The organism is Streptosporangium sp. NPDC000509 (genome assembly GCF_042898365.1).
Taxonomy (GTDB): domain Bacteria; phylum Actinomycetota; class Actinomycetes; order Streptosporangiales; family Streptosporangiaceae; genus Streptosporangium.
On sequence record NZ_JBIAYX010000005.1, the window covers coordinates 84,690 to 108,196 of the forward strand.

Sequence of the window (23,507 nt, forward strand, 5' to 3'; positions counted from 1 at the left end):
ACTCGCGAACTGCCGGTTCTTGTTCTCGTCACATGCCGGTTGGGCCCCCACGCCATGCTGCGGGGAGGGGCGCACATCCACCTCACTTCGCTGGGAAGGGGACCAATCCGCCGTCCCGAGGCAACCTGATCGACGGGATACGCATGGAGCAGGCATGCAGTCTGAGATCAGGAGTGTCGTGGAGAAACCGCCGCCGGAGCCTCACGCGGCGACCGCTCCGGCCGACGCCGTCGTCACCGATTTGTTCATGACCCACCGTCTCGGCCTCGTCCGCTTCGCCTTTCTGCTGGTGGGGGACCGGGAGACGGCCGAGGATGTCGTGCAGGACGCCTTCGCGGCGATTCACCGCCGGTGGAGCCGGTTGACCGACCACGACCAGATGCTCCCCTATCTGCGGACGGCGGTGCTCAACGGGTGCCGCATGGTCCACCGGCGCCGGGCGATCACTCGGCGTTTTGGTGGTGACCGGAAAGTGCCGTTCTGGTCCGCGGAGGCCGAGGTGTTGCTCGGGGAGACCAGGCGAGAGGTGTTCCTCGCCGTTCGAACACTGCCGCGCCGTCAGCGTGAGGCGGTGGTGCTGCGCTACTACCTCGACCTGTCGGAGGGGGAGATCGCCGAGGTGATGGGGGTCAGCCGCGGAACGGTGAAGTCGTCCACGTCCCGAGCCCTCAGGACGCTCGCCGCGAAACTGGAGGAGGACCGATGACCCCGCAGACCGAAGACCGGCTCCGTGACGCCTTCGCCGCCGGTGCCGAACTGGTGGGCGCCGAGACTCTGCGACCCGCCGACCAGGTGGTACGACCGAGGGCCGCTCGTCGCCTTCGTGGTTCCCTCCCTATGGCTCCGCTGCTGGCCGCACTGGCGGTCGTGGTGGTGAGCGTCGCCGTCGGGGCCGGGTTGCGCGGTTCGGGGGCGGTACAACCCGTGACGGAAGGTCCGCCCGGCCCCGCCTTCCTCCTGGTCGCGAGGAACGACGGGTTGACGGTCCGCGACGCCCACAGCGGTAAGGTCACCGACCGGGTTGTGATGCCTCGATCCCCGGAAGGGAGCACCCGGGGTGTGCGCGGCGGATATCTGCTCGCCGGAACCGGAGAGGGCAGAACGTTCTACGTCGCCCAGAGCGTGCTGTCCCGTCAGACGGCGGTGGGCACCACGTGGTTCCACCGGATACGGATCGACGAGCGGGGGAAGGTCACGGAGTTGGCACGCGACGTGATCTCCCCGGTGACCGGTACGGCCGCGTCCTCCCTCGCCGTCACCGACGACGGCACCCGACTGGCCTACAGCGTCGACGGTGAGGTGTGCGGCAAGGACGCGACGCTGCGCTTCTGCCCCGGAGCACGGCTCACGGTCGTCGATCTGCCCACCGGGAAGACGCGTACCTGGACGACGAACGCCACCGGCGACCTTTGGAGCCTGTCGTGGGCGGCCGACCGCCGCACACTGGGCTTCGTGACCATGTCGCAGGCCCGGGTCCTTGACACGGCCGCCGCCGGTGACACGCTCAAAGCCGGCCGGACGGTGGTTCAGGGGGTGGACGCCCCGGATGCCGCGACGATCAGCCCGGACGGTCACAGGATGCTGGTCGGCCGCAGGCATCTGTCCGACGGCCGGGGACCGCACCGCTACACGATCGAGGAGTACTCCGTCGTGGACGGCCGGAAGATCCGCACGCTGTTCGGCGCGGAACACGCCGGCAGGAGCATTCCCCGGTGGAAGCTGTTCCAGTACGACGCCACCGGACGCCACCTGCTCTTCACGGGAAACTTCTACCCGCTGAGCAGGCTGGACGAGAACGGACAGGTGACCGTCCTCGTTCGTCAGGAGCCCCTGGACTCCCTCGGGGCCCCGCAGGAGATGTCGGCGGCCTGGTAGCGACGGCCCGTCCCAACCCGTGATCGCGAACCACGCGGACCCACCTGGAGGGGGCGACTGAGAACCGGGTGACGGAGAAATTTCGTTGGCCGCGACATGGGGCGACCCAGCGCCTCCCGGCGGGCTCCGGTGTACCGGGTCACCGCCGGGAGGCGCTGGGTCGATTCGTCACCCGGAGGTCACTGCCAGCTGTCCAGGCGGCAGCCGTCGGTGGTCTTGCCGTTGTTGCAGTGGTTGAGCTGGAGGGCGTCGAGCTGGTAGGTGAAGGTCTGGCCGGCGGGGCTGACCACCGAGATCTGGACGCTGGCCGCTCCGGTCGGGGCGGTCGCCCTGTGCCGGTATTCCGTCCAGGTGGTGGTCAGCGCGGTGCTCGGACCGTCACTGGTGGAGATCAGGGTGTTGGACGAGTTGTACCACGACAGGCGCAGTTTCACGTTGCCGGAGGTGGCGGTGGTCATCTTGGCGAAGAACTTGTAGGTCTGGCCGGCGGTCACCGCGGGTTTGCGGGTGACCGATACGACGCCGTCGGCGTACGACTGCACGTTCATGGTGAGCGACCGGCGGCCGTCGTAGTGCTTGGCCGAGATCTGTGACGTCGGGCCGGGCGGGGTCACCTGGATCCAGCCGCCGCCCGAGACGCTGAACCCGGTCGGGGCGGCGTACGGCGCGTCGGCCTCGACGGTGCGTTCCTGCGCGGTCAGCAGGTCGTTGCTGTAGCCGATGTCGCAGCAGGTGGGGGTGGTGAAGTAGGGCCAGGCCGCGACGTTCACCTTGCGGGTGTCACCGGCCTCGTTGCCGGTGTAGAAGGTCGCCGTGGTCTCGCTCGGGTCGTAGTAGTTGTTGAAGTCATGGTCCAGTTGCCAGTCGTAGACCTGGCTGGACATGACGTCGGGATAGCTGAGGTAGTCGATGGTCTCGGTGACCTTGGGATGGTCCACGTAGAAACCGTCCGCGCCGAGGTGGATCAGTTCGTGCAGCATGGTGGCGCTGGACCATTCGTCGGCGGTCGCCGCGCACGTCGTCGTGCACCAGGCGGTCGCGGTCCCGTTGAAGTCCTCGAACACCACGTACTTGCGGTTGGCGTTGTCGTATCCCGCCGCGCCGAGATCATCGGTGATCTTGTCCACCGAGGTCTCGCCGCCGATCACGCCGGCCTCGATCTTCTCCGGTATCACCAGCGCGCGGGCGTAACCGGAGTAGGTGCTGGTGTCGTAGCCGGTGCGGCAGCTCAGCTTCAGGTGCTGGTCGTAGTCGGTGGACTCGTCCAGCTCCAGGTCCATCCGGTCGACCAGCTTGGCGATCTTCTCGACCTGGGCCTCGTAGTTGTTCCCTCCGCCGTCGTGCCAGGCGTAGATCACCTGGATGGCCGGGGTGCTCCCGCTCGCGTCCTTGGGGTCGGACAGCGTTGTGGTGCAGCCACGCTTGGGCACGTTGGCGTCCACCGGCAGTGTGTACGGACCGGTGGGTTCGTTGATGTACGGCGGCGCGAATGCGGCCACCGGACTCGCCATTGTCAGAACGACGAGTCCCCCCGCGGCGATCGCCGACATGATGCGACGCAGTTTCAGCGACAAAGGTGCTCCTCCCGTTGAGAACCCATGATCGGGAGAGTAATCAGCGCCACTGACGAAACAAATACCTCATTGCAAACATTTTCAGACTTATGAATAAACGTGCAGTCTTGCCTTGGTATCGGGTGGGCCGTAACCAAAAGTGCAATACCGATAACGGTTTCGGTTGATCATCTTTTTCTGACAAAAATCCTTATAAGTCACCTTAAATGGTTTTAATTACTCATGTCCACCAAAAGAGTGGTTTGTGTATTTTGTGCCGAATGACGGAGTTGGCGGACTGTTGGAGTCCCGTAGCAAACAGTGAAAATCCCACGGATATGGCGCTGAATCGCGGTTACTGAAGGTTTTCAGGACGATTGTCGATCTCTTCGGCTACCTCCCCGAAGCCCCCTGGGGCGTCTCAGTACGGGCTCATCTGGTCCAGCACCTTGGCGGCGAGTGCTACGAACTGCTCGGCTCTCTCCATGTCCCGCATGACGTCATCGGGAGTGATCTCCGGGGTGTCCGGGCGCGGATATTCGGCGCTGTTGCGACGGCGACGCATCCGGTCGAAGGACCGTAGTGCCTGCCCGAGCGGAGGGTCCAGTTGAGCCGTCACCACGTCCAGAACTGCGAGGTGCCCGCCCCGGCTCGTGGCACGCGGGCCCTGGTTTTCCAGGATCGACGCGAGAGCTTTCCGTGAGGCGTCGTAGACGAGTTGGTAGGCCCCGGTAGGGTCCGTCCTGACACCGCTACGGGCGAGAGCGATGTGCCGTTCGGCCTGGGTGAGCATGGTATCGGCGTGCTCTCGACTCGGTGGCACCCGCTCCAACTGACCGGCGGCCAGCATCGCGTCGATCCGGTCGCGTCCTTGCATCCATCTCACGATGTTCTCCGGTTCCGAATCAGGGGGTGGAGGGGCTTGCTCCGCAGGGACGTCACGAACGAATCGCCTTGGTCGGCGTTCCACGACGCCGGGGAGATCCGGCTGATGTTCACCTCGCGGCCGAGGAGGTGTTCCGCCGCTCGTGCCGCGTCGTACAGTTCGTCCTCGTCCGGGGATCCCACCACGAGGACGTCGATGTCACGCGGGGGCGGCCCGGCCTGGTTCGCGTGCCGGGCGGCCCAGGAGCCGTAGATGTACGCCTCGTCGATGTTCTGGATCGGCCGGAGGAGGCGCGGCAGGACGGCTGCCGGGCCGAAGGTCACCGCCAGCAGGTCGGTGAGCGGCTTGGCGACGATCGTGTCGGTGTCGGCGCGGATGAGGCGGAGGTTGCCGTACCGTCTCTCCTGGGTCAGCCCGGCGGCGGCGAAGCGGTCCATCTCACGGCTTACGGTCGGCTGGGATACGCCGGTCCGTTTGGCGAGATCGGTCGTCGAGTACTCCTTCTCCGGGTGGAGGTACAGCCAGGCGAGCAGTTCGCCGACGGCGTTGGACCGGAACACGGGAAGCAGCAACGGCGGAATGTCCCTCATAGATGAATAGTACTATGCATCTATAGCATACTTACTACTCTGGGTAGCCGTTTGATTTCAAATCACTCCTGTTTTTGGAAGTGGAGGACTGTCCGGTAGTGGCATCGATCGCGATGCCGTGTCGTACCAGCGGAATCCAGATGCCCATGGGGGAAACCGGCGGGTACCCTGCGCGAGGACCTTTTGAAAGGAAATCGTCGTGGGGCACGTTGAGGTCGGGCATCTGACGTACGTTCTGCCGGATGGGCGGCCGTTGCTGGACGACGTGTCCTTCCGGGTCGGCGAGGGGGTCAAGGCGGCGCTCGTCGGACCCAACGGGGCGGGCAAGACGACGCTGATGCGGCTGATCGCGGGCGACCTGCAGCCGGTCGACGGGAGCGTCGCCAGTTCCGGTGGCCTGGGCATCATGCGGCAGTTCATCGGCAGTATCCGCGACGGCAGGTCCGTGCACGACCTGCTGGTCAGCGTCGCCCCGCAGCGGGTGCGGCAGGCGGCCGAGCAGCTTGAGGCCGCCGAGCTCGTGATGATGGAGCGCGAGGACGAGAAGGCGCAGATGCGCTACGCGCAGGCCATCACCGACTACACCGACGCGGGCGGCTACGACATCGAGGTGCTCTGGGACACCTGCACGATGGCCGCTCTCGGCATGCCGTACGACGACTGCAAGTATCGCGAGGTCAACACGCTGTCGGGCGGTGAGCAGAAGCGGCTGGTGCTGGAGGCGCTACTGCGAGGACCCGACCAGACGCTGCTGCTCGACGAGCCGGACAACTACCTGGACGTGCCGGGCAAGCTCTGGCTGGAGCGGGCGCTGCGCGAGACGGCCAAGACGGTGTTGCTGGTCAGCCACGACAGGGAGCTCCTGGCCAACGCGGCCGACCGGATCATCACCGTCGAGTCCGGCAACATCTGGGTGCACGGCGGAGGGTTTCGCACGTACGCCCAGGCGCGCAGGGAGCGCAACGAGCGCCTCGACGAGCTGAAGAAGCGCTGGGACGAGGAGCACGCCAAGATCAAGCGCCTGGTCCTCATGCTGAAGCAGAAGGCCAAGTACATGGACACCATGGCCGCCGCGTACCACTCGGCCCAGACCAGGCTGCGCAGGTTCGAGGAGGCCGGGCCGCCGGAGGCGGCGCCCAAGGAGCAGTTCATCAGCATGCGGCTCAAGGGCGGCCGGACCGCGAAGCGGGCGGTGATCTGCGAGAAGCTGGAGCTCACCGGCCTGATGAAGCCGTTCGACCTGGAGATCTGGTACGGCGAGCGGGTCGCGGTGCTGGGTTCCAACGGCTCGGGCAAGTCACACTTCCTGCGTCTGATCGCCGGGGAGGAGGTCAGGCACACCGGTGTGGCCAGGCTCGGCGCACGGGTCGTCCCCGGCCATTTCGCCCAGACGCACGCACGCCCCGAGCTCATCGGCCGGACGCCCTGCGAGATCGTCATGACCGAGCACGCCCGGCTCAAGAACGAGGCGATGAAGGTGCTGTCCCGTTACGAGCTGGCCGGGACCATCGCCGAGCAGCGCTTCGAGACGCTCTCCGGCGGCCAGCAGGCGAGGCTGCAGATCCTGCTGCTCGAACTGTCGGGCACCACCCTGCTGCTGCTGGACGAGCCGACCGACAACCTCGACCTGGCCAGCGCCGAGGCTCTCCAGGAAGGGCTGGACGCCTTCGACGGGACCGTGGTCGCCGTCACCCACGACCGCTGGTTCGCCGATGACTTCGACCGGTACCTGGTCTTCGGCGCCGACGGAAAGGTCTACGAATCATCCGAACCGGTATGGGACGAGGCCAGAGTGGTCCGGCAGAGGTAAAGACTCCGGCCGTTTCCGGCGTGTCCAGGTGGGCCGGGGACCGCGGGCCGGTTATCACGGCTAGGTGACGCACAGCACCCGAATCGTCGGCGCCCTCGCCCTCCTCCTCATCGGATGCGCCGGATGCACCGAAGACGAGCAGACGAAGCAGGCCGCCGCGCTCCAACCGCTCGCGGTCAGGGAGCAGGCCTCCTCCATCGTCAAGGGTGACGATGGGTATGTGGTGAATTGGGCAGGAGTGCTGGCCAACACCAACCCGTGGCACTTCGGCGAGCACGTCGTGGCCACCGTGGTGGCCAAGAACTCCCAGGGCAAGGAGGTCGTCCGGCTCGAACAGCCGCTGGACGCCGTACCCCCCGCGGGGACGCTCCCCTTCACCGGCCAGGCGGTGACCCAGGACAAACCGGCCACCGTGAGCATCACGTACCGTCCGGCGCACTGGCACCAGGCGGGCCGGATCGTCTCGGCGTTCCAGCCCTTCCCGATCCGCGAGGTGCTGACCGACCGCACCGCCGACGGCGACTACCTCGTCACCGGCTACGTCGGCACCCCGTACGTGATACCGGCCCGCAGCCTGGCCGTCACCGCTCTCCTGCGCGACAAGCGGGGCAAGTTGCTCGGCGGCGGGAGCACGTTCGTGGACAACGTCCAGGCGGGGCAGAAGCGCCGGTTCATCATGCAGATCAAGAGTGTCCAGAACACCCGCGACATCGCCTCCGCCGAGGTGAGCGCACGCACCTGGGGATCGAGCAGCCGTCCCTTCGAGCAGCTCGCCCTCGGCGGTTCCCTGCCGCTGAACACGGTCAAGCCGAAGATGCCCCCGTTCGCCAAGGACCGGGGCAGGCAGGCGCCCCTCGCGGGTGCCGGCCACCCGTGAGTGATCGCCGAACGCCCTGACGGCCCGTGGTCGCTCGTCCGTGATCAGCCGGGTGTTCGGCACCGTCCGCCCGTGGTCGCGGGAGGTTCGGCACCGTCCGTCCGTGGTCGTCCGTCCGTGGTCGCGGGAGATTCGTCATCGTTCGCCCGTGATCGTTGGACGTTCCGGCCGTCCGCCCGTGGTCGTCCGTCCTCGGCCGCGGGGCCGGACGCCCGCGGTCGGGAGACCTTCCACAGTGCTCCGATATGCACGCTCAATTCGGGCTATATGGTCATTCTCTGATATTTATAATTGTCATTCACATCAGGTTCTTACTTGATTCGATGACATTTCAAAGACAATCGAAGTTGCCGTCCGTGAAGTGCTGCACTCGTGGTTACTCAGCGCTTACCTTCGATTACATGACTGACGGTGCCCTGGTCGCAGCGCTGTGCGCGAGGAGTCCCGGAGCCCTCGCCGATCTCTACGACTCATACGCGGAAAGCATCTACCGATACTGCCGTTCAATGCTCGCCACCTCCGGCGCCGCCGAGTCGGCGCTCCTCGACACCCTCATCGCCGCCGAGGCCCATATTCACGCGCTCACCGACGCCCGTCGGCTGGAGGCGTGGCTGTACGCACTCGCTCGGGGGGAGTGCGTACGGCGTGATCCCGACGAGGGGAACGGCCCGCAGGACCCCGCTTCGGCGGTCGCCGCCGGAGACGACGCGGACCTGCGGGTGATGGCCTGGAACGCCACGCGGAGCCTGTCGCCCGACGACCGGGAGATCCTCGACCTGAGCTGCCGCCACGGCTTCGGTCCCATCGACCTCGCCGCGGTGCTGGGCGTCACCCCCAAGGTCGCGGGCGCGCTGTACGAGTCGGCGAGGGAGCGCCTTCGCGACGTCGTCACCACGGAGGTCCTCGTCCGCAAGGGGCCCTACGACTGCGCGAGCCGGGCCCGCATGCTGACCGGCCTCGGCGGCGAGCTCACACCGGAGGCGCGTGAGCGGGTCATCCGCCACGTGAACCGCTGCGACACCTGCGCCCCGCACCGAGTCAGGCAGGTCTCCGCGGCGAAGGTCTACGACCTGCTCCCCCTCGTCGCGTTGCCGCCCACGCTGCGCGCGTGGGTGATGAGTCACTTCACCGACCCCCAGCGGGTTCCCTACCGGCGCGACGTCGCCGATCGAGCCGGTCCTCTCGACGGTGCCGGGTTCCCCGTCGGCAGGGTTCGCGGGAGCCGTCGCAGGCCCTACGCGCTCGCCGGCGCGGCGGCCGCGGTCGCCGCGGTGACGGCGCTGGCCCTGGTCCTGGTCCAGGCGGGGATCGGGTCGCAGGGCACGGGTTCCGATGCCGCCTCGGACGCGTTCCCGGCGGTGGTGGAGCCTTCGGACTCCTGGAGACCAGGAGAATCCCGGCGAGAGGGCGCGCCCGTGACGTCGGAACCCGTCGGGGAGGGGGCGGCCGTCGAGCGGATCGGTTCGCTCGGGGTGACGGAGCCGGTCAGTGCCACCGGACCCGACCTGCGGAGCGACCGGCGGCCGGGAGTGCCGGGCCCGGTCGGCCACCGGGGGGAGAGCCGGTCTCGGCAGCCGGGTGACGAACCTCCGGGCGAAGGGCCACCCGGTCCGGTCGGTGACGGGTCGTCCGGCGAAGGGCCTGCCGACGAAGGGGCATCCGATGACGGGTCGCCGGGTGATGGAGCGGCCGACCGTCCGGCCGCTCCCGCGGAGAACCCGGCTCCGCCCTCTCCGCCCCCGTCGCCGGTGCCGCCGGGGGCCCCCGGGATCGGCGCGCCGGACAGGCACCACCCATCCCGTGATCACCACGGACACTCCTCCCGCCGCTGCCGGACTCCTCATCGGCCGGCGACCCCGGCGCCCCCGTGGGCGGCACCAGGCTCTCCTCGGGAGGGCTCGGCACCTCCATGGGCGAATCCAAGGCCACCGGGCGACGTGACAGGCCCGAGGGGAGAGCACCGGCCTCCGCGCATGGCCCCGACACCTCGGCGGACCGACTTGAGGCCCCCGCGAGCCGACGCGAGACCTCCGCGTGCCGAGCCCGGACCTTCGCGAGCCACGTTCACCCACCCGCGACGTTCGCGTGCCAACCCCGACCACCTGACGTCCGGCCGAGGGCAGGCCCCTGACGATTTCCGGCCCGCGTCCACCGGTCCTGGACGGACCGGGGAGGAGGCGGGTCCGGAACGGATCTCGACCAGCGCGGATCGCGGGCAGACCCCTGCCGGCGAGGATAGTGTGGCGGGCGATGACTACGGTGAGTAAGTGACATGTGTGTGCAGAGTGACGAAGGGGAATGCTGAGGTAGGCCGCCTGGCACGCGGTGACGCGTCGTGTCGCGTCGCGCCGCGTCGCGCGGACAAGACCGCGACACGTGGCCGGACCGCGAAGAGGCGGTGACAAGGGGGACTCCGGGGGGAGACGCATGCATTCAGTCAGACGGCGCCGTCATGCCGCCGCGGTGGCGGGCCTCGCCTGTTGCCTGATCGCCGGGCCGGGGCTCCCCGCCGGCGCTGTTCCCGGCCGGCCGGGACCGGCCGACGACGCCGTACGGGGCGGCGTACCGGCTCCGTCGGCGGGTGAGGTCGCCGAAGCGCGGGCCGTCGCCCGCGAGCGCGGTGAGAGGCTCGGCGCGACCACGGTCCAGGTCGCCGAGGCGCAGGCCAGGCTGGAGGAGCTGGTCGCCGAGGCGGAGCGCCTCGTCGAGTCGTACAACGGGGAGCTGGTCAAGACGGCTCGCGCCAAGGAGCTCGCGGAGCAGGCGGCGGAGCGGGCGAGGACGGCGGGCCTGGAGGTCGGGGAGGCCCGTGAGGCGGTGGCCGCGATCACCGCTCAGAGCTACGGCGGCCTGGACATCACCCAGCCCATGATGGCGATGATGACCGACAGCGGCGGCCCCATGGACGACGGCTATCTGCGCCGGGCCAGCATCCTGGCCCACATGGGCGGAGGGCAGGCGGAGACGCTCAAGCAGCTGCGGGACGCCCAGGAGGTCTTCGCGATCCTGAAGGCGCAGGCGGACGACGCCTACACCGAGCGACAGGAGGCGCAGGCGAGGGCGGAGGAGGCGAAGCTCGCCGCCGAGGGGGCCGTCGCCGAGCAGGTCGAGGAGACCCGGCGGATCAAGGAGGAGCAGGCTCGGCTGGAGAAGCTGGCCGACGAGGCGCGCGACGCCGCCGACCTGCTCGCCAGGAGGCGCGAGGCGGCCCTGGAGCAGGCCAGGATCGCGAGGGAGAGCGCCGAGCGCGCTCGACAACAGGCCGCCGCGGTGCGCCGGGAGGCGGCGCGGATGGCGGTGGCCTCTGGGGAGGCCGCTTCGCGCTGGGCGCTCAATGTGACGGCCGGTTCCGCCAGGGGCGACATCGCCGCCGACTGGGCGCTCACCCAGCTCGACAAGCCGTACGTGTGGGCGGCGGCCGGGCCGTCCGCCTACGACTGCTCGGGGCTGACCATGCGGGCCTGGGAGCGGGTGGGGGTCGCCCTGGACCACTGGACCGGCACCCAGTGGACCGCGGGCCCGCACGTGCGGCTCAGTGAGCTCCAGCGGGGTGATCTGCTCTTCTACGGGCAGATCACCGGCGATCCCGGAGACATCCACCATGTGGGGATCTACGTCGGCCGAGGGCTGATGGTGCACGCCCCGCAGACGGGGGACGTGGTGAGGGTCGCGCCGATGTGGCGTAGCGATCTTGTCGGCGCGACCCGTCCCACGTGACGACCGGCCAGAGGACGACCGGCTGAGCGGTGACCGGTCGGAGGGCGACCGGTCGGGGAGCGACTGTTCGGGGGCGAACCGTCGGGGAGTGTGAGTCGGTCAGAGGATGATCGGTCAGGGGGCGAACGGTTGGGGAGCGGGCTGAGGACCGGGTAATAATCCGGTCAAGGATCAGTGCTTTCCGTGGGTGTCGTCCTTGGCGCGCTTGATGGAGCGGACGATCTCCTCTTCCGCCTCCACCCTGCCGACCCAGTTGGCGCCCTCGACCGACTTGCCGGGCTCCAGGTCCTTGTAGACCTCGAAGAAGTGCTGGATCTCCAGGCGGTCGAACTCGGGAACGTGGTGGATGTCGCGAATGTGTTCCATCCGGGGGTCGGTGGCGGGGACGCACAGGACCTTGTCGTCGCCGCCCTTCTCGTCGGTCATCCGGAACATGCCGACCGCCCGGCACTTGATCAGGCAGCCGGGAAAGGTCGGCTCCTGGAGCAGCACCAGGGCGTCGAGAGGATCACCGTCCTCGCCGAGGGTGTCTTCGATGAAGCCGTAGTCGGCGGGATACTGCGTGGAGGTGAAGAGCATGCGGTCGAGCCTGATGCGGCCTGACTCGTGGTCCACCTCGTACTTGTTCCGTTGCCCCTTGGGAATCTCAACGAGAACGTCGAACTCCACCGCGTTTCCTCCACTCAACCCCCCGGGCACCCCCGGTTGGGCGTTAATGTCTCGTAGGCGTTTTATGCCTTTTGGATACGGATGATGAGAGGACGGCGACGGTAATGCGGCGTGAGCGGTGGGTGGCCTTGGTCACTCTCGTCCTGCTGCAGGTTTTCGTCGTCGCGGCCGGGGCGCACCTGCTCGCCAGCGGTGTGCTGGTCGCGGGTGAACCTGAGACGGTCGTCGTGTCGGCCGAGCCGTCTCCCATCCCGGTCATCACCGCGGGTCCGGTGTTGGCTGCGGGGGGGAGCGGCCCTCTCCCCGCCAAGGGTACTTTGGCGGGGCGGCTGACCGAGGCGCTGGGTGACCCCGCGCTGGGACGAAGTGTCGGCGCCGCGGTTCTCGACGCGGAGACGGGCGCCCTGCTCTTCGACAGCGGGGCCGCCACGGGCATCACCCCCGCCTCCACCACCAAGGTCGTCACCGCGGTCGCGTCGATGGCCTCACTGGGACCCGACGCCAGGCTGAGCACCCGCGTGGTGCGGGGGGCCTCGCCGGGCTCGATCATCCTCGTCGGGGGCGGCGACCCCACCCTGGCGAGTCCCAGAACGGCGGCGAGCCCGGTCTATCCCCGGCCCGCCTCGCTCGCCGTCCTCGCCGCACGCACCGCCAGGGCGCTCAAGGAGGCCGGGGTGTCCAAGGTGACGGTCGCCTACGACGACTTCCTCTACACGGGGCCGCGCACCGCCGCCACGTGGAAGCCCGGTTACGTGCCCGAGGGGAGCGTCGCCCCCGTCACGGCGCTCATGGTCGACGAGGGCAGGGCCGCGCGGGGAAGCGACCGGCGGGTCTCCGACCCCTCCCGTACGGCGCACGGCGCGTTCGTGTCGCTGCTGTCGAAGTACGGGATCACGGTCTCCAAGTCCGCCAGGCGGTCCAAGGCCCCGGCGGGCGCGCAGGAGATCGCGAGGGTCGACTCCGCGCCGGTCTACGCCCTGGTCGAGCGGGCACTCACGCTCAGCGACAACGACCTGTCGGAGGCGCTGGCCAGGCATGTGGCGATCAAGGAGGGGGAGCCGGCCTCGTTCGACGGCGGCGCCGCGGCCGTCGGCAAGGTGCTGACCAGGCTCGGCGCGGCGAAGGGGGTGCTGGTGTTCGACGGCAGCGGGCTGTCGCCGAAGAACCGCATCGCCCCGGAGGCGCTCGCCCGACTGGTCGCGGCGGCGGCCTCCCCGGCCAATCCCGGCCTGCACCCGATCATCAGCGGTATGCCGGTCGCCGGCTTCAGCGGCACCCTCGGGCACCGGTTCGACAAGCTCCACTCCGCCTACGGGCTGATCCGCGCCAAGACGGGCACCCTCGACGGGGTCAACACGCTGGCGGGCATGACCACCACGCGGAGCGGACGCATGGTGACCTTCGCTTTCATGGCGGACAAGGTCCCGCCCGGCTGGGGCAAGGCGGAGGCGGCCCTCGACAGGCTCGCCGCCGCGGTCGCCGCCGGTTGATCACGGGTTCCGGGTGCGCGACTCGGGGGGAGAGCACGTACGGTGGACGGTATGCAGGTGATCGACTGGGATCTTGCCGTAGCGACCGGAACGCGCCTGGTGCGCCCCGGGCCGCAAGTGAGCCGAGAGGAGGCCCGGCAGGCCGTCGCCGACTTACGGCGGCTCTCGCGCGAGGCCGAGGGGCATGTCCGCGAGTTCACCCGAATCGACACCGAGACCGCGCCGCAGACCGCGACCGTTGTCGACAGGCCGGGTTGGATCAAGGCCAACATCGACGGGTTCCGGGTGGTGCTGGAGCCGCTCACCGAGCGGATGGCGGCGAGGGGGAGCCAGGCGCCGGCGATCGTGGGCGCCGTGGGTTCACGCATCACCGGGGTCGAGGTGGGCGCGGTGCTGGCCTTCCTCGCCTCCCGCGTCCTGGGGCAGTACGAGCTGTTCCTGCCGCCCGACCCGACGGGCCAGGCGCCCACGGGGCGCCTCACGCTGGTCGCGCCCAACATCGTCCACGCCGAGCAGGAACTCAACGTCAACCCGCGTGACTTCCGCCTCTGGGTCTGCCTGCACGAGGAGACCCACCGGGTGCAGTTCACCGGTGTCCCCTGGCTGCGCGAGTACGTCAGGTCGCAGACGACCGACTTCCTGCTCGCCTCCGACATCGACCTGCCCGCGCTGCTCGAGCGGCTGCGTTCGGCCGCCGGCACGTTCACGGACGTCGTCAGGGGCGGTGAGGGCAACCTGATCGACGCGATCCAGACGCCCGAGCAGAAGGTGATCCTCGACCGGCTCACCGCGGTGATGACCCTGGTCGAGGGGCACGGCGACTACGTGATGGACGCGGTCGGCCCGTCGGTGGTCCCCTCGGTCGCCGACATCCGCGCCAAGTTCCACCACCGTCGCGAGGGCGGGTCCCGTCTCGACCGCACGGTCCGAAGGCTGCTCGGCCTCGACCTCAAGATGAAGCAGTACGCCGAGGGCTCCGCCTTCGTCCGCACGGTCGCGGGACAGGTGGGCATCGACGGCTTCAACAAGGTCTGGACCTCGCCGGAGACGCTCCCCACCCAGGACGAGATCTCCAATCCCGAGCGCTGGATCGCCAGGGTGAACGGCACTCCGGCCATCCCCGCCGGGGGTGCGGTCGGCTGACCGGCTGACCGGCAGGGCGGACAATGGCGGGCATGGGTCCGCATCCCGCCGTCGCCGACGTCCGACGCGCCGTACGGCTCGCACTGGACGATCTGGAGCCCGGTGCTCTCGTACTGGCCGCGTGCAGCGGCGGCGCCGACTCCCTCGCCCTGGCCGCCGCGCTGGGCTTCGTCGCGCCCCGCGCTGGGCTCCGTGCCGGTCTGCTCAGCGTCGACCACGGCCTGCAGGAGGGCTCGGGCGAGCGTGCGGGCGACGTCGTGCGGCTCGCGCCAGGGCTGGGACTCGATCTCGCCGAGGCGCTGCCCGTCTCCGTCGGCACCTCGGGCGGACCCGAGGCGGCGGCGAGGCAGGCGAGGTACGCGGCCCTGTCCGAGGCCGCGGAACGCCTCGGGGCGGCGGCCGTGCTGCTCGGGCACACCAGGGATGACCAGGCGGAGACCGTACTGCTCGGGCTGGCCAGGGGGAGCGGCACCCGGTCGCTGGCCGGGATGCCCGCGCGGACCGGGATCTATCGGCGGCCGCTGCTGGAACTCGGCCGCGCGACCACCGTCGCGGCCTGCGCGGCGCTCGGCCTGTCCCCGTGGGGAGACCCGCACAACCTCGATCCGCGCTACACCCGGGTCCGGGTCCGGGAGCGGTTGCTGCCCGCCCTGGAGGACGAGCTCGGCCCCGGTGTCGCCGAGGCGCTCGCCAGGACCGCGTCCCTGTGCCGCGACGACGCCGACGCGCTCGACGCCTGGGCCGGGGAGTCCTACGCCCGCGTCGCCGTGAAAGATTGCGCTCTTAGCGATATCGCGACGGTGACGGTGGCCGTACGGGACCTGGAGGATCTTCCCGTCGCGGTGCGGCGGAGGGTGTTGCGCAGGGCGGCGATCGACGCGGGAGCGCCACCGGGCACGCTCGCCGCCTCGCACGTCCTCCAGGTCGACCGTCTGATCACCGCGTGGCGGGGGCAGCGGTGCGTAGAGGTGCCCGGGGGGGTGAGGGTGGTTCGCCGGTATGACACCCTGATACTCGCCAGACAGCCAGCCAGCCCCGTTTCGTAAGGAAAATTCCAGGTGGACGCAGCTGACATGGGCCGGGACCTCTCGAAGGTCCTCATTCCCGAGGAAGAGCTCCAGGCCAAGATCAAGGAGCTCGCGAGCCGGATAGACGAGGACTACGCGGGGCAGGACCTGCTGATCGTGGGCGTGCTCAAGGGCGCGGTCATGGTGATGGCGGACCTGGCCAGGGCCTTGCGCCTGCCCGTGCAGATGGACTGGATGGCCGTCTCGTCCTACGGGGCGGGCACCAGGTCGTCGGGTGTCGTGCGGGTGCTCAAGGACCTCGACACCGACATCGCGGGACGCCACGTGCTGGTCGTCGAGGACATCATCGACTCCGGTCTCACCCTGTCGTGGCTGGTCCACAACCTGAAGTCGCGCAACCCCGCCTCGGTGGAGATCTGCGCCGCGCTGCGCAAGCCCGACGCGATCAAGGTGCCGATCGACGTGAAGTACATCGGTTTCGACATTCCCAACGAGTTCGTGATCGGTTACGGCCTCGACTACGCCGAGCGCTATCGCAACCTTCCCTTCATCGGAACTCTCGCCCCTCACGTATACGGAGCGGGCTGAAAAGTACGCCCTGCGCGAAGTGCGTCATTCACAAACGCGACATTGCCCATAGCGGCGGGGAACACGGACCTACCTGACGTACGTTGGTAGGGCAAAGCCGGTCTGTCCGCGCGGTGACCCCGCGCGCCATGCCGGTGTACCTTCGGACAACCGAAGAGGTGGCCTCCCGCCGTCTCTGGGTAGTCAGTTGGAGCGGTTAGGGATACCGCGAGCCCCGGGTTCGCCCGGGGTTGCCAGGCTCTGGTCAGGAAGGGACGGGCCCGCCGGGGTTCCGCATCGGATGGATCTCAAGCGATTTACACGTGGGCCACTGCTGTGGATCCTGGGCATCGTCGTTCTGCTCCTTCTCGTCACCACGATGTGGGGCGGTGAGGGCGACTTCGAGAGGCGAGACACCTCACAGATCGTCAGCTGGATCGACGAGGGCAAGGTCTCCAACGCCAAGATCATCGACAAGGACCAGCGCATCGAGGTCACTCTGACCGACAAGAAGCGCTACTACTCCATGTGGGTGACCGGCCAGGGCATACAGCTCGCCGACAAGCTGCAGGCGGCGGAGTCGGCCAACAAGCTGCCCGGCGGATACAACGTCGAGGTGCCCAGGGAGAACTTCCTTCTCGGGCTCCTGGTGAGCTTCCTGCCGATCGTCATCATCGTGCTGATCTTCCTGTTCATCATGAACCAGATGCAGGGCGGCGGCTCACGGGTGATGAACTTCGGCAAGTCGAAGGCGAAACTCATCACCAAGGACACCCCCAAGACCACATTCGCCGACGTCGCGGGTGCCGACGAGGCGATCGAGGAGCTCCAGGAGATCAAGGAGTTCCTGCAGGCCCCGACGAAGTTCCAGGCGATCGGCGCCAAGATCCCCAAGGGCGTCCTGCTCTACGGCCCGCCGGGAACCGGTAAGACCCTGCTCGCCAGGGCCGTCGCCGGTGAGGCCGGGGTGCCGTTCTACTCCATCTCCGGTTCCGACTTCGTCGAGATGTTCGTCGGCGTCGGCGCCTCCCGGGTCCGCGACCTGTTCGAGCAGGCGAAGGCGAACGCTCCGGCGATCATCTTCATCGACGAGATCGACGCGGTGGGCCGCCACCGCGGTGCCGGTCTCGGCGGCGGCCACGACGAGCGCGAGCAGACGCTGAACCAGCTCCTCGTCGAGATGGACGGCTTCGACGTCAAGGGCGGCGTGATCCTGATCGCCGCGACGAACCGCCCCGACATCCTCGACCCGGCGCTGCTGCGCCCCGGTCGTTTCGACCGCCAGGTCACCGTCGACCGCCCGGACCTGGAGGGCCGCAAGGGCATCCTCAAGGTGCACGGCCGCGGCAAGCCCTTCGCCGAGGGCGTCGACCTCGACATCATCGCCCGCAGGACGCCCGGTTTCACCGGTGCCGACCTGGCCAACGTGATCAACGAGGCCGCGCTGCTCACCGCGCGGGCCGACCAGAAGCTGATCACGATGGAGCTGCTCGAAGAGTCCATCGACCGGGTGATGGCCGGTCCCGAGCGCAAGTCGCGCCTCATGTCGGACCAGGAAAAGAAGATCATCGCGTACCACGAGGGCGGACACGCCCTGGTCGCGCACGCGCTGCCCAACTCCGACCCGGTCCACAAGATCACGATCCTGTCCCGTGGACGCGCCCTCGGCTACACGATGACGCTGCCGATGGAGGACAAGTTCCTCGCGACCCGCTCGGAGATGCTGGACCAGCTCGCGATGCTCCTCGGTGGCCGTACGGCCGAAGAGCTCGTCTTCCACGAGCCCACCACCGGCGCCTCCAACGACATCGAGAAGGCCACCTCCATCGCCCGCCGCATGGTCACCGAGTACGGCATGAGCGAGCAGCTCGGCGCCCGTAAGTTCGGCAGCGGCAACGGCGAGGTCTTCCTCGGCCGCGAGATGGGTCACGAGCGCGACTACTCCGAGAAGATCGCCTCCACGATCGACGAGGAGGTCCGCCGCCTCATCGAGTCCGGCCACGACCAGGCATGGGAGATCCTCGTCGAATACCGCGACGTGCTCGACAACCTGGTGCTTGAGCTGATGGAGAAGGAGACCCTCTCCCGCGACCAGGTCCTGCAGATCTTCGCCCCGGTCGTCGTCAGGGAGAAGAGGCCCTCCTACTCCGGTTACGGCAAGCGGCTGCCCTCCAACCGCCCGCCGATCCTCTCCCGTAAGGAGCAGTCGGGCAACGGCACGCTCCCCCCGGGCGAGCAGGCCGACGGCAACGGCGCCCTTCCGGCGGGGACGGGCCACCCCGACACCGCGCCCAAGGACGTGAACTGAGCGTGGCGGGCGCCAGGCCGCTCCAGGTCGACACGGTCCGGCTGGAAAACGCTGTTCGTGAGATCCTCATCGCCATCGGTGAGGATCCCGACCGCGACGGGCTCCAGGCGACCCCCGCCAGGGTCGCCCGCGCCTACGCCGAGCAGTTCGCCGGGCTGGGGCAGACCCCGGAAGACGTCCTGACCACGGTCTTCGACGTCGACCACGACGAGATGGTGCTCGTCCGCGACATCGAGGTCTACTCGACCTGCGAGCACCACCTCGTGCCGTTCCACGGCGTCGCCCACGTCGGCTACATCCCCAACGAGAAAGGGCAGGTCACAGGCCTGTCCAAGCTCGCCCGCCTCGTCGACGTGTACGCCAGGCGTCCCCAGGTGCAGGAGAGGATGACCTCCCAGATCGCCGACGCGCTCATGAACGTGCTGGAGCCGCGGGGGGTGATCGTGGTGATCGAGTGTGAGCACCTCTGCATGACCATGCGGGGTGTGCGCAAGCCCGGTGCCAAGACGATCACCTCGGCCGTACGCGGAAGCTTCCGCGACAGTGACAAGACCCGCGCCGAGGCGATGGCCCTCATCATCCGCTGATCACCTTCACGCGTGCATTCGAGACACACCCCGTCAGGACCGCCGATCGGCGGCCCCGGCGGGGTTTCCGCGTTGTGGAGGGTTGTGGTCGGAAGCCCTGATTCTCCGCCACGGCCGACCGGTGCCTGGTACGTTGCTCGCGTCGGACGCCGCCGGGCGTACGCCGCCCGCGTCCGCAGGAGCTGGAGGAGAACGCATGCCGGCCAGACGTCCCCGAGGACCGTCCGCCCTGTGACGGGTGTGCGGATTCGTTATGGCACAAGCCGGACCCACGAGACGGGCGTATGGTGCGCAACGCCTAGGCTGGTCGCCATGACGACGTGGAGTGTGCCCGGGCTGCCGGACGCGGGCCGGTGCCTCGTTATGGGCGTGGTCAACGTCACTCCCGACTCCTTCTCCGACGGCGGCAGGTGGTTCGACCCGGCGGTGGCCGTGCGTCACGGCCTGGAGCTGGTCGAGCAGGGCGCCGACATCGTCGACGTGGGCGGCGAGTCCACCAGGCCCGGCGCCGCGCGGGTGCCCCTGGAGGAGGAGCTGGCCAGGGTCGAGCCGGTGATCAGGGAGCTGAGCCGCGAGGGCGTCACCGTGAGCGTCGACACCATGCGGGCCGAGGTCGCCCAGATGGCCGTGGAGGCCGGGGCGAAACTGGTCAACGACGTGAGCGGAGGGCTCGCCGACCCGGCGATGCCGAGGGTCGTGGCCGCCTCGGGCGTGCCGTACGTGGTGATGCACTGGCGGGGGCACAGCCACGCCATGGACCGCAGGGCCGTGTACGGCGACGTGGTGACCGAGGTGCGCGAGGAGCTCGCCAAGCGGGTCGCCTCCGTGCTGGCCGAAGGCGTGGCCGAGGAGCAGATCGTGCTCGATCCGGGGCTGGGCTTCTCCAAGAACCCCGAACACAACTGGGCTCTGATCGCGGGCATCGACAGGCTCGGAGAGCTGGGATACCCGCTGATCATCGGAGCCTCGCGGAAACGCTTCCTGGGTCGCCTCCTGGCCGACCGGGACGGCGCGCCGCGCCCTTTCAGTCGTAGTGACGACGCCACGCTCGCCGTGACCGCGCTCGCCGCGCAGGCGGGGGCCTGGTGTGTACGCGTGCACGACGTCCGCCCGAACGCGGACGCCGTCCGTGTGGCTGCCGCAGTTCAGGGAGCGAGATCATGAGCGTCGACACCACCGCCGTCGAAACGGTCAACCAGGCGTTCTACACCGCCATCGAGGACGCCGACCTCGACAGGATGACCGAGATCTGGGCCGAGGACATCGAGGGTGAGCAGGTGAGCTGTGTCCACCCCGGCTGGCCGATCGTGAACGGCCGGCAGGAGGTGCTGCGCTCGTGGGCGCTCATCATGGCCAACACGCCCTACATCCAGTTCGTGCTGACCGACGTCCGGGTCATGGTCCTGGGCGACGTCGCCATCCTCACCTGCGAGGAGAACATCCTCACCGCCGGCGACGAAGGTGACGCCAGCTTCGCGGCGGGCAAGGTGGTCGCGAGCAACACCTTCGTGCGGACGTCGGCGGGGTGGCGGCTCTGGCTGCACCACGGCTCGCCCGTGTTGCAGGGGGACGACGAGGACGAGGACGAGGAGGCCGCGTGATCGACGCCGAGACCCCCTCGTCCCCCGAGACGCCCCTGCGGATCGACGACGCCGTCAGCGACCTGATCGGGGATCCGGCCGACGAGCCGGTCGGCGGCCCGGCCGAGGGTTCGCTTCGAGACCCGCTGGAAGGTCCGGCCCCCGGCGTGTACGGGGACGCGGCGCACGGCCTGCCGCCGGGCGCGGCCGACCGGATCAGCCTGAAGGGGCTGCGGGTGCGCGGCCGGCACGGCGTGCTGGCCGCGGAGCGGGAGCTCGGCCAGGAGTTCGTCGTCGACGTCACCCTCTTCCTCGACACGGCGCCGGCGGCGGCCGGGGACGATCTGACCAGGACCGTCCACTACGGCGAGCTCGCCGAGGACCTTGCGGAGGTCGTGCGGGGCGAGCCGGTCGACCTGATCGAGACCCTCGCCCAGCGCCTCGCCGACGTCTGTCTCGCCCGCGAGCTCGTCCAGGTGGCGGAGGTGAGCGTGCACAAACCCGCCGCGCCGATCCCGCTGCCGTTCGACGACGTGATCGTGACGATCACCCGGGGCCGGGCATGAGGGTGGTCCTGGCGCTCGGCGGCAACCTGGGCGACCGGTTCGAGACCCTGAAGGGCGCGCTCGACGTCCTCTTCGAGAAGCCGGATCTCACGTTCGTCGCGGTGTCGCCGGTCTACGAGACCGACCCGGTCGGCGGTCCCGAACAGGGCGCCTATCTCAACGCGGTGGTGATCGCCGAGAGCGCGCTGGAACCTCGGGCGCTCCTCGATCGTGCTCACAGTGTGGAGAACACCTTCGGCAGGGTCCGGGTGGAGCGCTGGGGAGCGCGCACGCTGGACATCGACCTGATCACCGTGGGGGACGTCGTGATGGACGATCCCGACCTCACCCTGCCGCACCCCAGAGCGCACGAGCGCGCGTTCGTGCTGGTCCCCTGGGTGCGGGCCGATCCCGGGGCGGTCCTGTCCGGGCGCCGGGTGGCCGACCTGCTCGCCGGTCTCGACCAGGGTTACGTACGGCCGCGTCCCGACCTGATCCTGCGGGGGCCCGCGTGAGGCCGACCCGCCCCGGCGTTCTCGTCGGGCTTCTCATCGTGTTCGCGATCCTCACCTGGGCGCTGCTCAGGCCGCTCTACTCGTCCCTGCCGACCGTGCCGTGGACGGCGATCCCGACGGTGCTGCTGCTCGCGATCGGCGAGTTCTACACCGGCTGGATGACGAAGGCCAGGATCGAGCGCAAGCCCGACACCGAGCCGGTCGAGCCCCTCGCCGTGGCCCGTCTGGCCGCCCTCGCCAAGGCCTCCGCGTTCGGTGGCGCGGTCTTCGGCGGGATCTTCGCCGGGTTCACCGTCTACACGGTGGAGATGCTGGAGCAGGAGGTCCCCCGCAGGGACTTCTTCATCACCGGCGGGTCGCTGCTGGCGTGCGTGCTGCTGGTCTGCGCGGCCCTGTACCTGGAGCACTGCTGCCGGGTTCCCAAGGACTCCGCGGGCGACGAGCGCTGAGACCCCGCGCGCTGAGACGCCGCTAGCGGCGCCTCGCCGTCCACTGGCGTCCGAAGAGCATGATGACCGGAAGCGTGCAGATCAGCGCTCCGGCGATGGCGAGAGGGCGCTCCAGCCACCAGAACAGGTCCAGCCGTACCCTCTCGCCGGGTCCGCTGCCCACCAGCCACCAGGTGAGCGCCACCCAGATCGCCATACCGGTCGTGTGGAACAGGAACAGCGGGAGCGCGAACCGGTTCACCGTCTCGTTCACGCGCTGCCACCTGGGCCGTACGAGCAGGCGTTCCATGGACGGCCTCAGCACCTCCACCAGGCCGATCTGGAAGATCAGCAGGGCCACGATGACGAAGGTGGGCGGCGCCATGTTGGACAGCTTGTCGCCGGGAACGCCCACCATCGATCCGGGGTAGATGCCCGAGTAGACCAGGCCGAAGAGGGCGAACAGCCCGGTCCACAGGATGGCGACGTCGAAGCGGCGGGGAAGCGCCACCACCCGGTCGTAGAAGAATCCGGCCTGGTGGGCGAGTCCCCAGACGATGATCATGTTGAGCCAGCCCACGGCCTCGTACCCGTAGCGCAGCCGCAGCACGTCGACGACGAGCGCCGCCCCCGCCAGCCAGATCAGGGCGAGCACGTCGTAGTGCCGGTGCAGCCAGAGCGAGATCGGCAGCAGGGCGATCAGCACGAGGTAGACGCCGATGAACCAGAGCGGGCTGATGACGAGCAGGACCACGCGGCCCATCCACTCGATCCCGAACGCCCACGTCACGATCACACCGAACACGATCCAGGTCCCGGCGAGCGCGAGCGCGGGGATCGCGAGGCTCCGGATGCGCCGCCACACGAAGGTGCCGATGCCGACCCCGCGCTCGCAGGCCCGGTTCCACGACAGGAGGTGGACGTATCCGCCCACGTAGAAGAAGAGCGGCAGCACCTGCAGCAGCCAGGTGAGGATCCACAGCCCCGAGGTGAAGCCCAGCGGGCTCGTCGGCGAGGGGCCGTCGGGCCCCCACTGCAGGATCGTGAACGCCCAGTGCCAGACGACCACGACGATCAGGCTGAGCGCGCGCAGCCAGTCGACGTAGCGGTCCCGCCGCGGCCCGTCCGTGGCGGGAGGTACCTCGGCCGGTACGGAATCCGAGGGCGCGGTGCTTCCGGAGCGGCTCTCGGTGGTTTCCGAAGTCCCAGAGGTTCCTGGTGTCCCTGGCGTTCCGGGGGTTTCCCGGGATTTCGAGGCGGAGGGCGCGGGAGGAGGTGTGGAGGGTACAGGGGTCGCCCTCTCCTGGTCTCCACCGGATTCGATCATGCGGTTGCAACC

At 69.0% G+C, this 23,507-nt stretch carries 22 protein-coding genes; 17 read left to right on the forward strand and 5 right to left on the reverse strand.

The window, feature by feature from the left end; genetic code table 11:
- Positions 1-154: 154 nt before the first annotated feature.
- On the forward strand, positions 155-706 hold the full coding sequence (locus ACFY3D_RS11135; protein ID WP_389977786.1) for a SigE family RNA polymerase sigma factor: 552 nt from the start codon (positions 155-157) through the stop codon (positions 704-706).
- Entirely contained in the window at positions 703-1,875 is a 1,173-nt protein-coding gene (locus tag ACFY3D_RS11140) for a hypothetical protein (RefSeq protein ID WP_389977789.1), read from the forward strand. Before ACFY3D_RS11135 ends, ACFY3D_RS11140 begins: the two co-directional genes overlap by 4 nt.
- A gap of 179 nt (positions 1,876-2,054) precedes the next feature.
- Here ACFY3D_RS11140 and ACFY3D_RS11145 read toward each other — a convergent pair whose 3' ends face one another.
- From ACFY3D_RS11145 to ACFY3D_RS11155, 3 genes are all read right to left on the reverse strand, one after another.
- The gene (locus ACFY3D_RS11145; protein WP_389977792.1) at positions 2,055-3,449 is read right to left on the reverse strand and encodes a hypothetical protein; all 1,395 of its coding nucleotides are present in this window, start codon (positions 3,447-3,449) and stop codon (positions 2,055-2,057) included.
- A 400-nt stretch (positions 3,450-3,849) separates the two neighbouring features.
- A complete protein-coding gene (locus tag ACFY3D_RS11150; protein WP_389977795.1) occupies positions 3,850-4,305 on the reverse strand; it encodes a hypothetical protein in 456 nt (151 codons plus the stop codon).
- 5 nt (positions 4,306-4,310) lie between these two features.
- Complete coding sequence (locus ACFY3D_RS11155) at positions 4,311-4,904, reverse strand: MarR family transcriptional regulator (protein WP_389977798.1); 594 nt, start codon at positions 4,902-4,904, stop codon at positions 4,311-4,313.
- Between the two features lie 199 nt (positions 4,905-5,103).
- On the opposite strand from ACFY3D_RS11155, the gene ACFY3D_RS11160 reads away from it, so the two are divergent.
- From ACFY3D_RS11160 to ACFY3D_RS11175, 4 genes are all read left to right on the forward strand, one after another.
- Positions 5,104-6,714 carry an ATP-binding cassette domain-containing protein gene (locus tag ACFY3D_RS11160; protein ID WP_350941564.1) on the forward strand — a complete coding sequence of 537 codons (1,611 nt, stop codon included), beginning with the start codon at positions 5,104-5,106 and terminating at the stop codon, positions 6,712-6,714.
- Positions 6,715-6,778: 64 nt separating this feature from the next.
- Positions 6,779-7,591 carry a hypothetical protein gene (locus ACFY3D_RS11165; protein ID WP_362898012.1) on the forward strand — a complete coding sequence of 271 codons (813 nt, stop codon included), beginning with the start codon at positions 6,779-6,781 and terminating at the stop codon, positions 7,589-7,591.
- A 401-nt stretch (positions 7,592-7,992) separates the two neighbouring features.
- Complete coding sequence (locus ACFY3D_RS11170; protein ID WP_389977802.1) at positions 7,993-9,858, forward strand: RNA polymerase sigma factor; 1,866 nt, start codon at positions 7,993-7,995, stop codon at positions 9,856-9,858.
- 160 nt (positions 9,859-10,018) lie between these two features.
- Positions 10,019-11,308, forward strand: coding sequence for an NlpC/P60 family protein (locus tag ACFY3D_RS11175; RefSeq protein ID WP_389977805.1), 1,290 nt, complete (start codon positions 10,019-10,021; stop codon positions 11,306-11,308).
- Between the two features lie 171 nt (positions 11,309-11,479).
- On the opposite strand, the gene ACFY3D_RS11180 is transcribed toward ACFY3D_RS11175, so the two are convergent.
- Positions 11,480-11,977 (reverse strand): inorganic diphosphatase, encoded by a 498-nt coding sequence (locus ACFY3D_RS11180; RefSeq protein WP_350941556.1) that lies wholly within the window; start codon positions 11,975-11,977, stop codon positions 11,480-11,482.
- Between the two features lie 122 nt (positions 11,978-12,099).
- Here ACFY3D_RS11180 and dacB point away from each other — a divergent pair, with 122 nt between their 5' ends.
- The 11 genes from dacB (at position 12,100) to ACFY3D_RS11235 (ending at position 22,189) form a co-directional block, all read left to right on the forward strand.
- Positions 12,100-13,467 carry a D-alanyl-D-alanine carboxypeptidase/D-alanyl-D-alanine-endopeptidase gene (dacB, locus tag ACFY3D_RS11185; protein WP_389977808.1) on the forward strand — a complete coding sequence of 456 codons (1,368 nt, stop codon included), beginning with the start codon at positions 12,100-12,102 and terminating at the stop codon, positions 13,465-13,467.
- 51 nt (positions 13,468-13,518) lie between these two features.
- On the forward strand, positions 13,519-14,610 hold the full coding sequence (locus tag ACFY3D_RS11190) for a zinc-dependent metalloprotease (RefSeq protein WP_389978446.1): 1,092 nt from the start codon (positions 13,519-13,521) through the stop codon (positions 14,608-14,610).
- A gap of 32 nt (positions 14,611-14,642) precedes the next feature.
- Positions 14,643-15,656: a tRNA lysidine(34) synthetase TilS gene (gene tilS, locus ACFY3D_RS11195; RefSeq protein ID WP_350941552.1), complete on the forward strand. Its 1,014-nt coding sequence runs from the start codon at positions 14,643-14,645 to the stop codon at positions 15,654-15,656.
- Between the two features lie 12 nt (positions 15,657-15,668).
- Positions 15,669-16,226 carry a hypoxanthine phosphoribosyltransferase gene (hpt, locus tag ACFY3D_RS11200; protein ID WP_362510266.1) on the forward strand — a complete coding sequence of 186 codons (558 nt, stop codon included), beginning with the start codon at positions 15,669-15,671 and terminating at the stop codon, positions 16,224-16,226.
- 280 nt (positions 16,227-16,506) lie between these two features.
- Positions 16,507-18,513: an ATP-dependent zinc metalloprotease FtsH gene (gene ftsH, locus ACFY3D_RS11205; RefSeq protein ID WP_350941550.1), complete on the forward strand. Its 2,007-nt coding sequence runs from the start codon at positions 16,507-16,509 to the stop codon at positions 18,511-18,513.
- Positions 18,514-18,515: 2 nt separating this feature from the next.
- The gene (gene folE / locus ACFY3D_RS11210) at positions 18,516-19,100 is read left to right on the forward strand and encodes a GTP cyclohydrolase I FolE (RefSeq protein WP_362898000.1); all 585 of its coding nucleotides are present in this window, start codon (positions 18,516-18,518) and stop codon (positions 19,098-19,100) included.
- 312 nt (positions 19,101-19,412) lie between these two features.
- Positions 19,413-20,264: a dihydropteroate synthase gene (folP, locus tag ACFY3D_RS11215; protein WP_362897998.1), complete on the forward strand. Its 852-nt coding sequence runs from the start codon at positions 19,413-19,415 to the stop codon at positions 20,262-20,264.
- Positions 20,261-20,701, forward strand: coding sequence for a nuclear transport factor 2 family protein (locus ACFY3D_RS11220; protein WP_350941547.1), 441 nt, complete (start codon positions 20,261-20,263; stop codon positions 20,699-20,701). Before folP ends, ACFY3D_RS11220 begins: the two co-directional genes overlap by 4 nt.
- 170 nt (positions 20,702-20,871) lie before the next feature.
- Positions 20,872-21,246 (forward strand): dihydroneopterin aldolase, encoded by a 375-nt coding sequence (gene folB, locus ACFY3D_RS11225; RefSeq protein WP_350943518.1) that lies wholly within the window; start codon positions 20,872-20,874, stop codon positions 21,244-21,246.
- Entirely contained in the window at positions 21,243-21,740 is a 498-nt protein-coding gene (gene folK, locus ACFY3D_RS11230; protein WP_389977812.1) for a 2-amino-4-hydroxy-6-hydroxymethyldihydropteridine diphosphokinase, read from the forward strand. The genes folB and folK overlap by 4 nt, the downstream gene beginning before the upstream one ends.
- Positions 21,737-22,189, forward strand: coding sequence for a DUF3180 domain-containing protein (locus ACFY3D_RS11235; RefSeq protein WP_362897995.1), 453 nt, complete (start codon positions 21,737-21,739; stop codon positions 22,187-22,189). The genes folK and ACFY3D_RS11235 overlap by 4 nt, the downstream gene beginning before the upstream one ends.
- Positions 22,190-22,211: 22 nt before the next feature.
- On the opposite strand, the gene ACFY3D_RS11240 is transcribed toward ACFY3D_RS11235, so the two are convergent.
- Positions 22,212-23,495, reverse strand: coding sequence for an acyltransferase (locus ACFY3D_RS11240; RefSeq protein WP_389977815.1), 1,284 nt, complete (start codon positions 23,493-23,495; stop codon positions 22,212-22,214).
- Between the last annotated feature and the right edge of the window lie 12 nt (positions 23,496-23,507).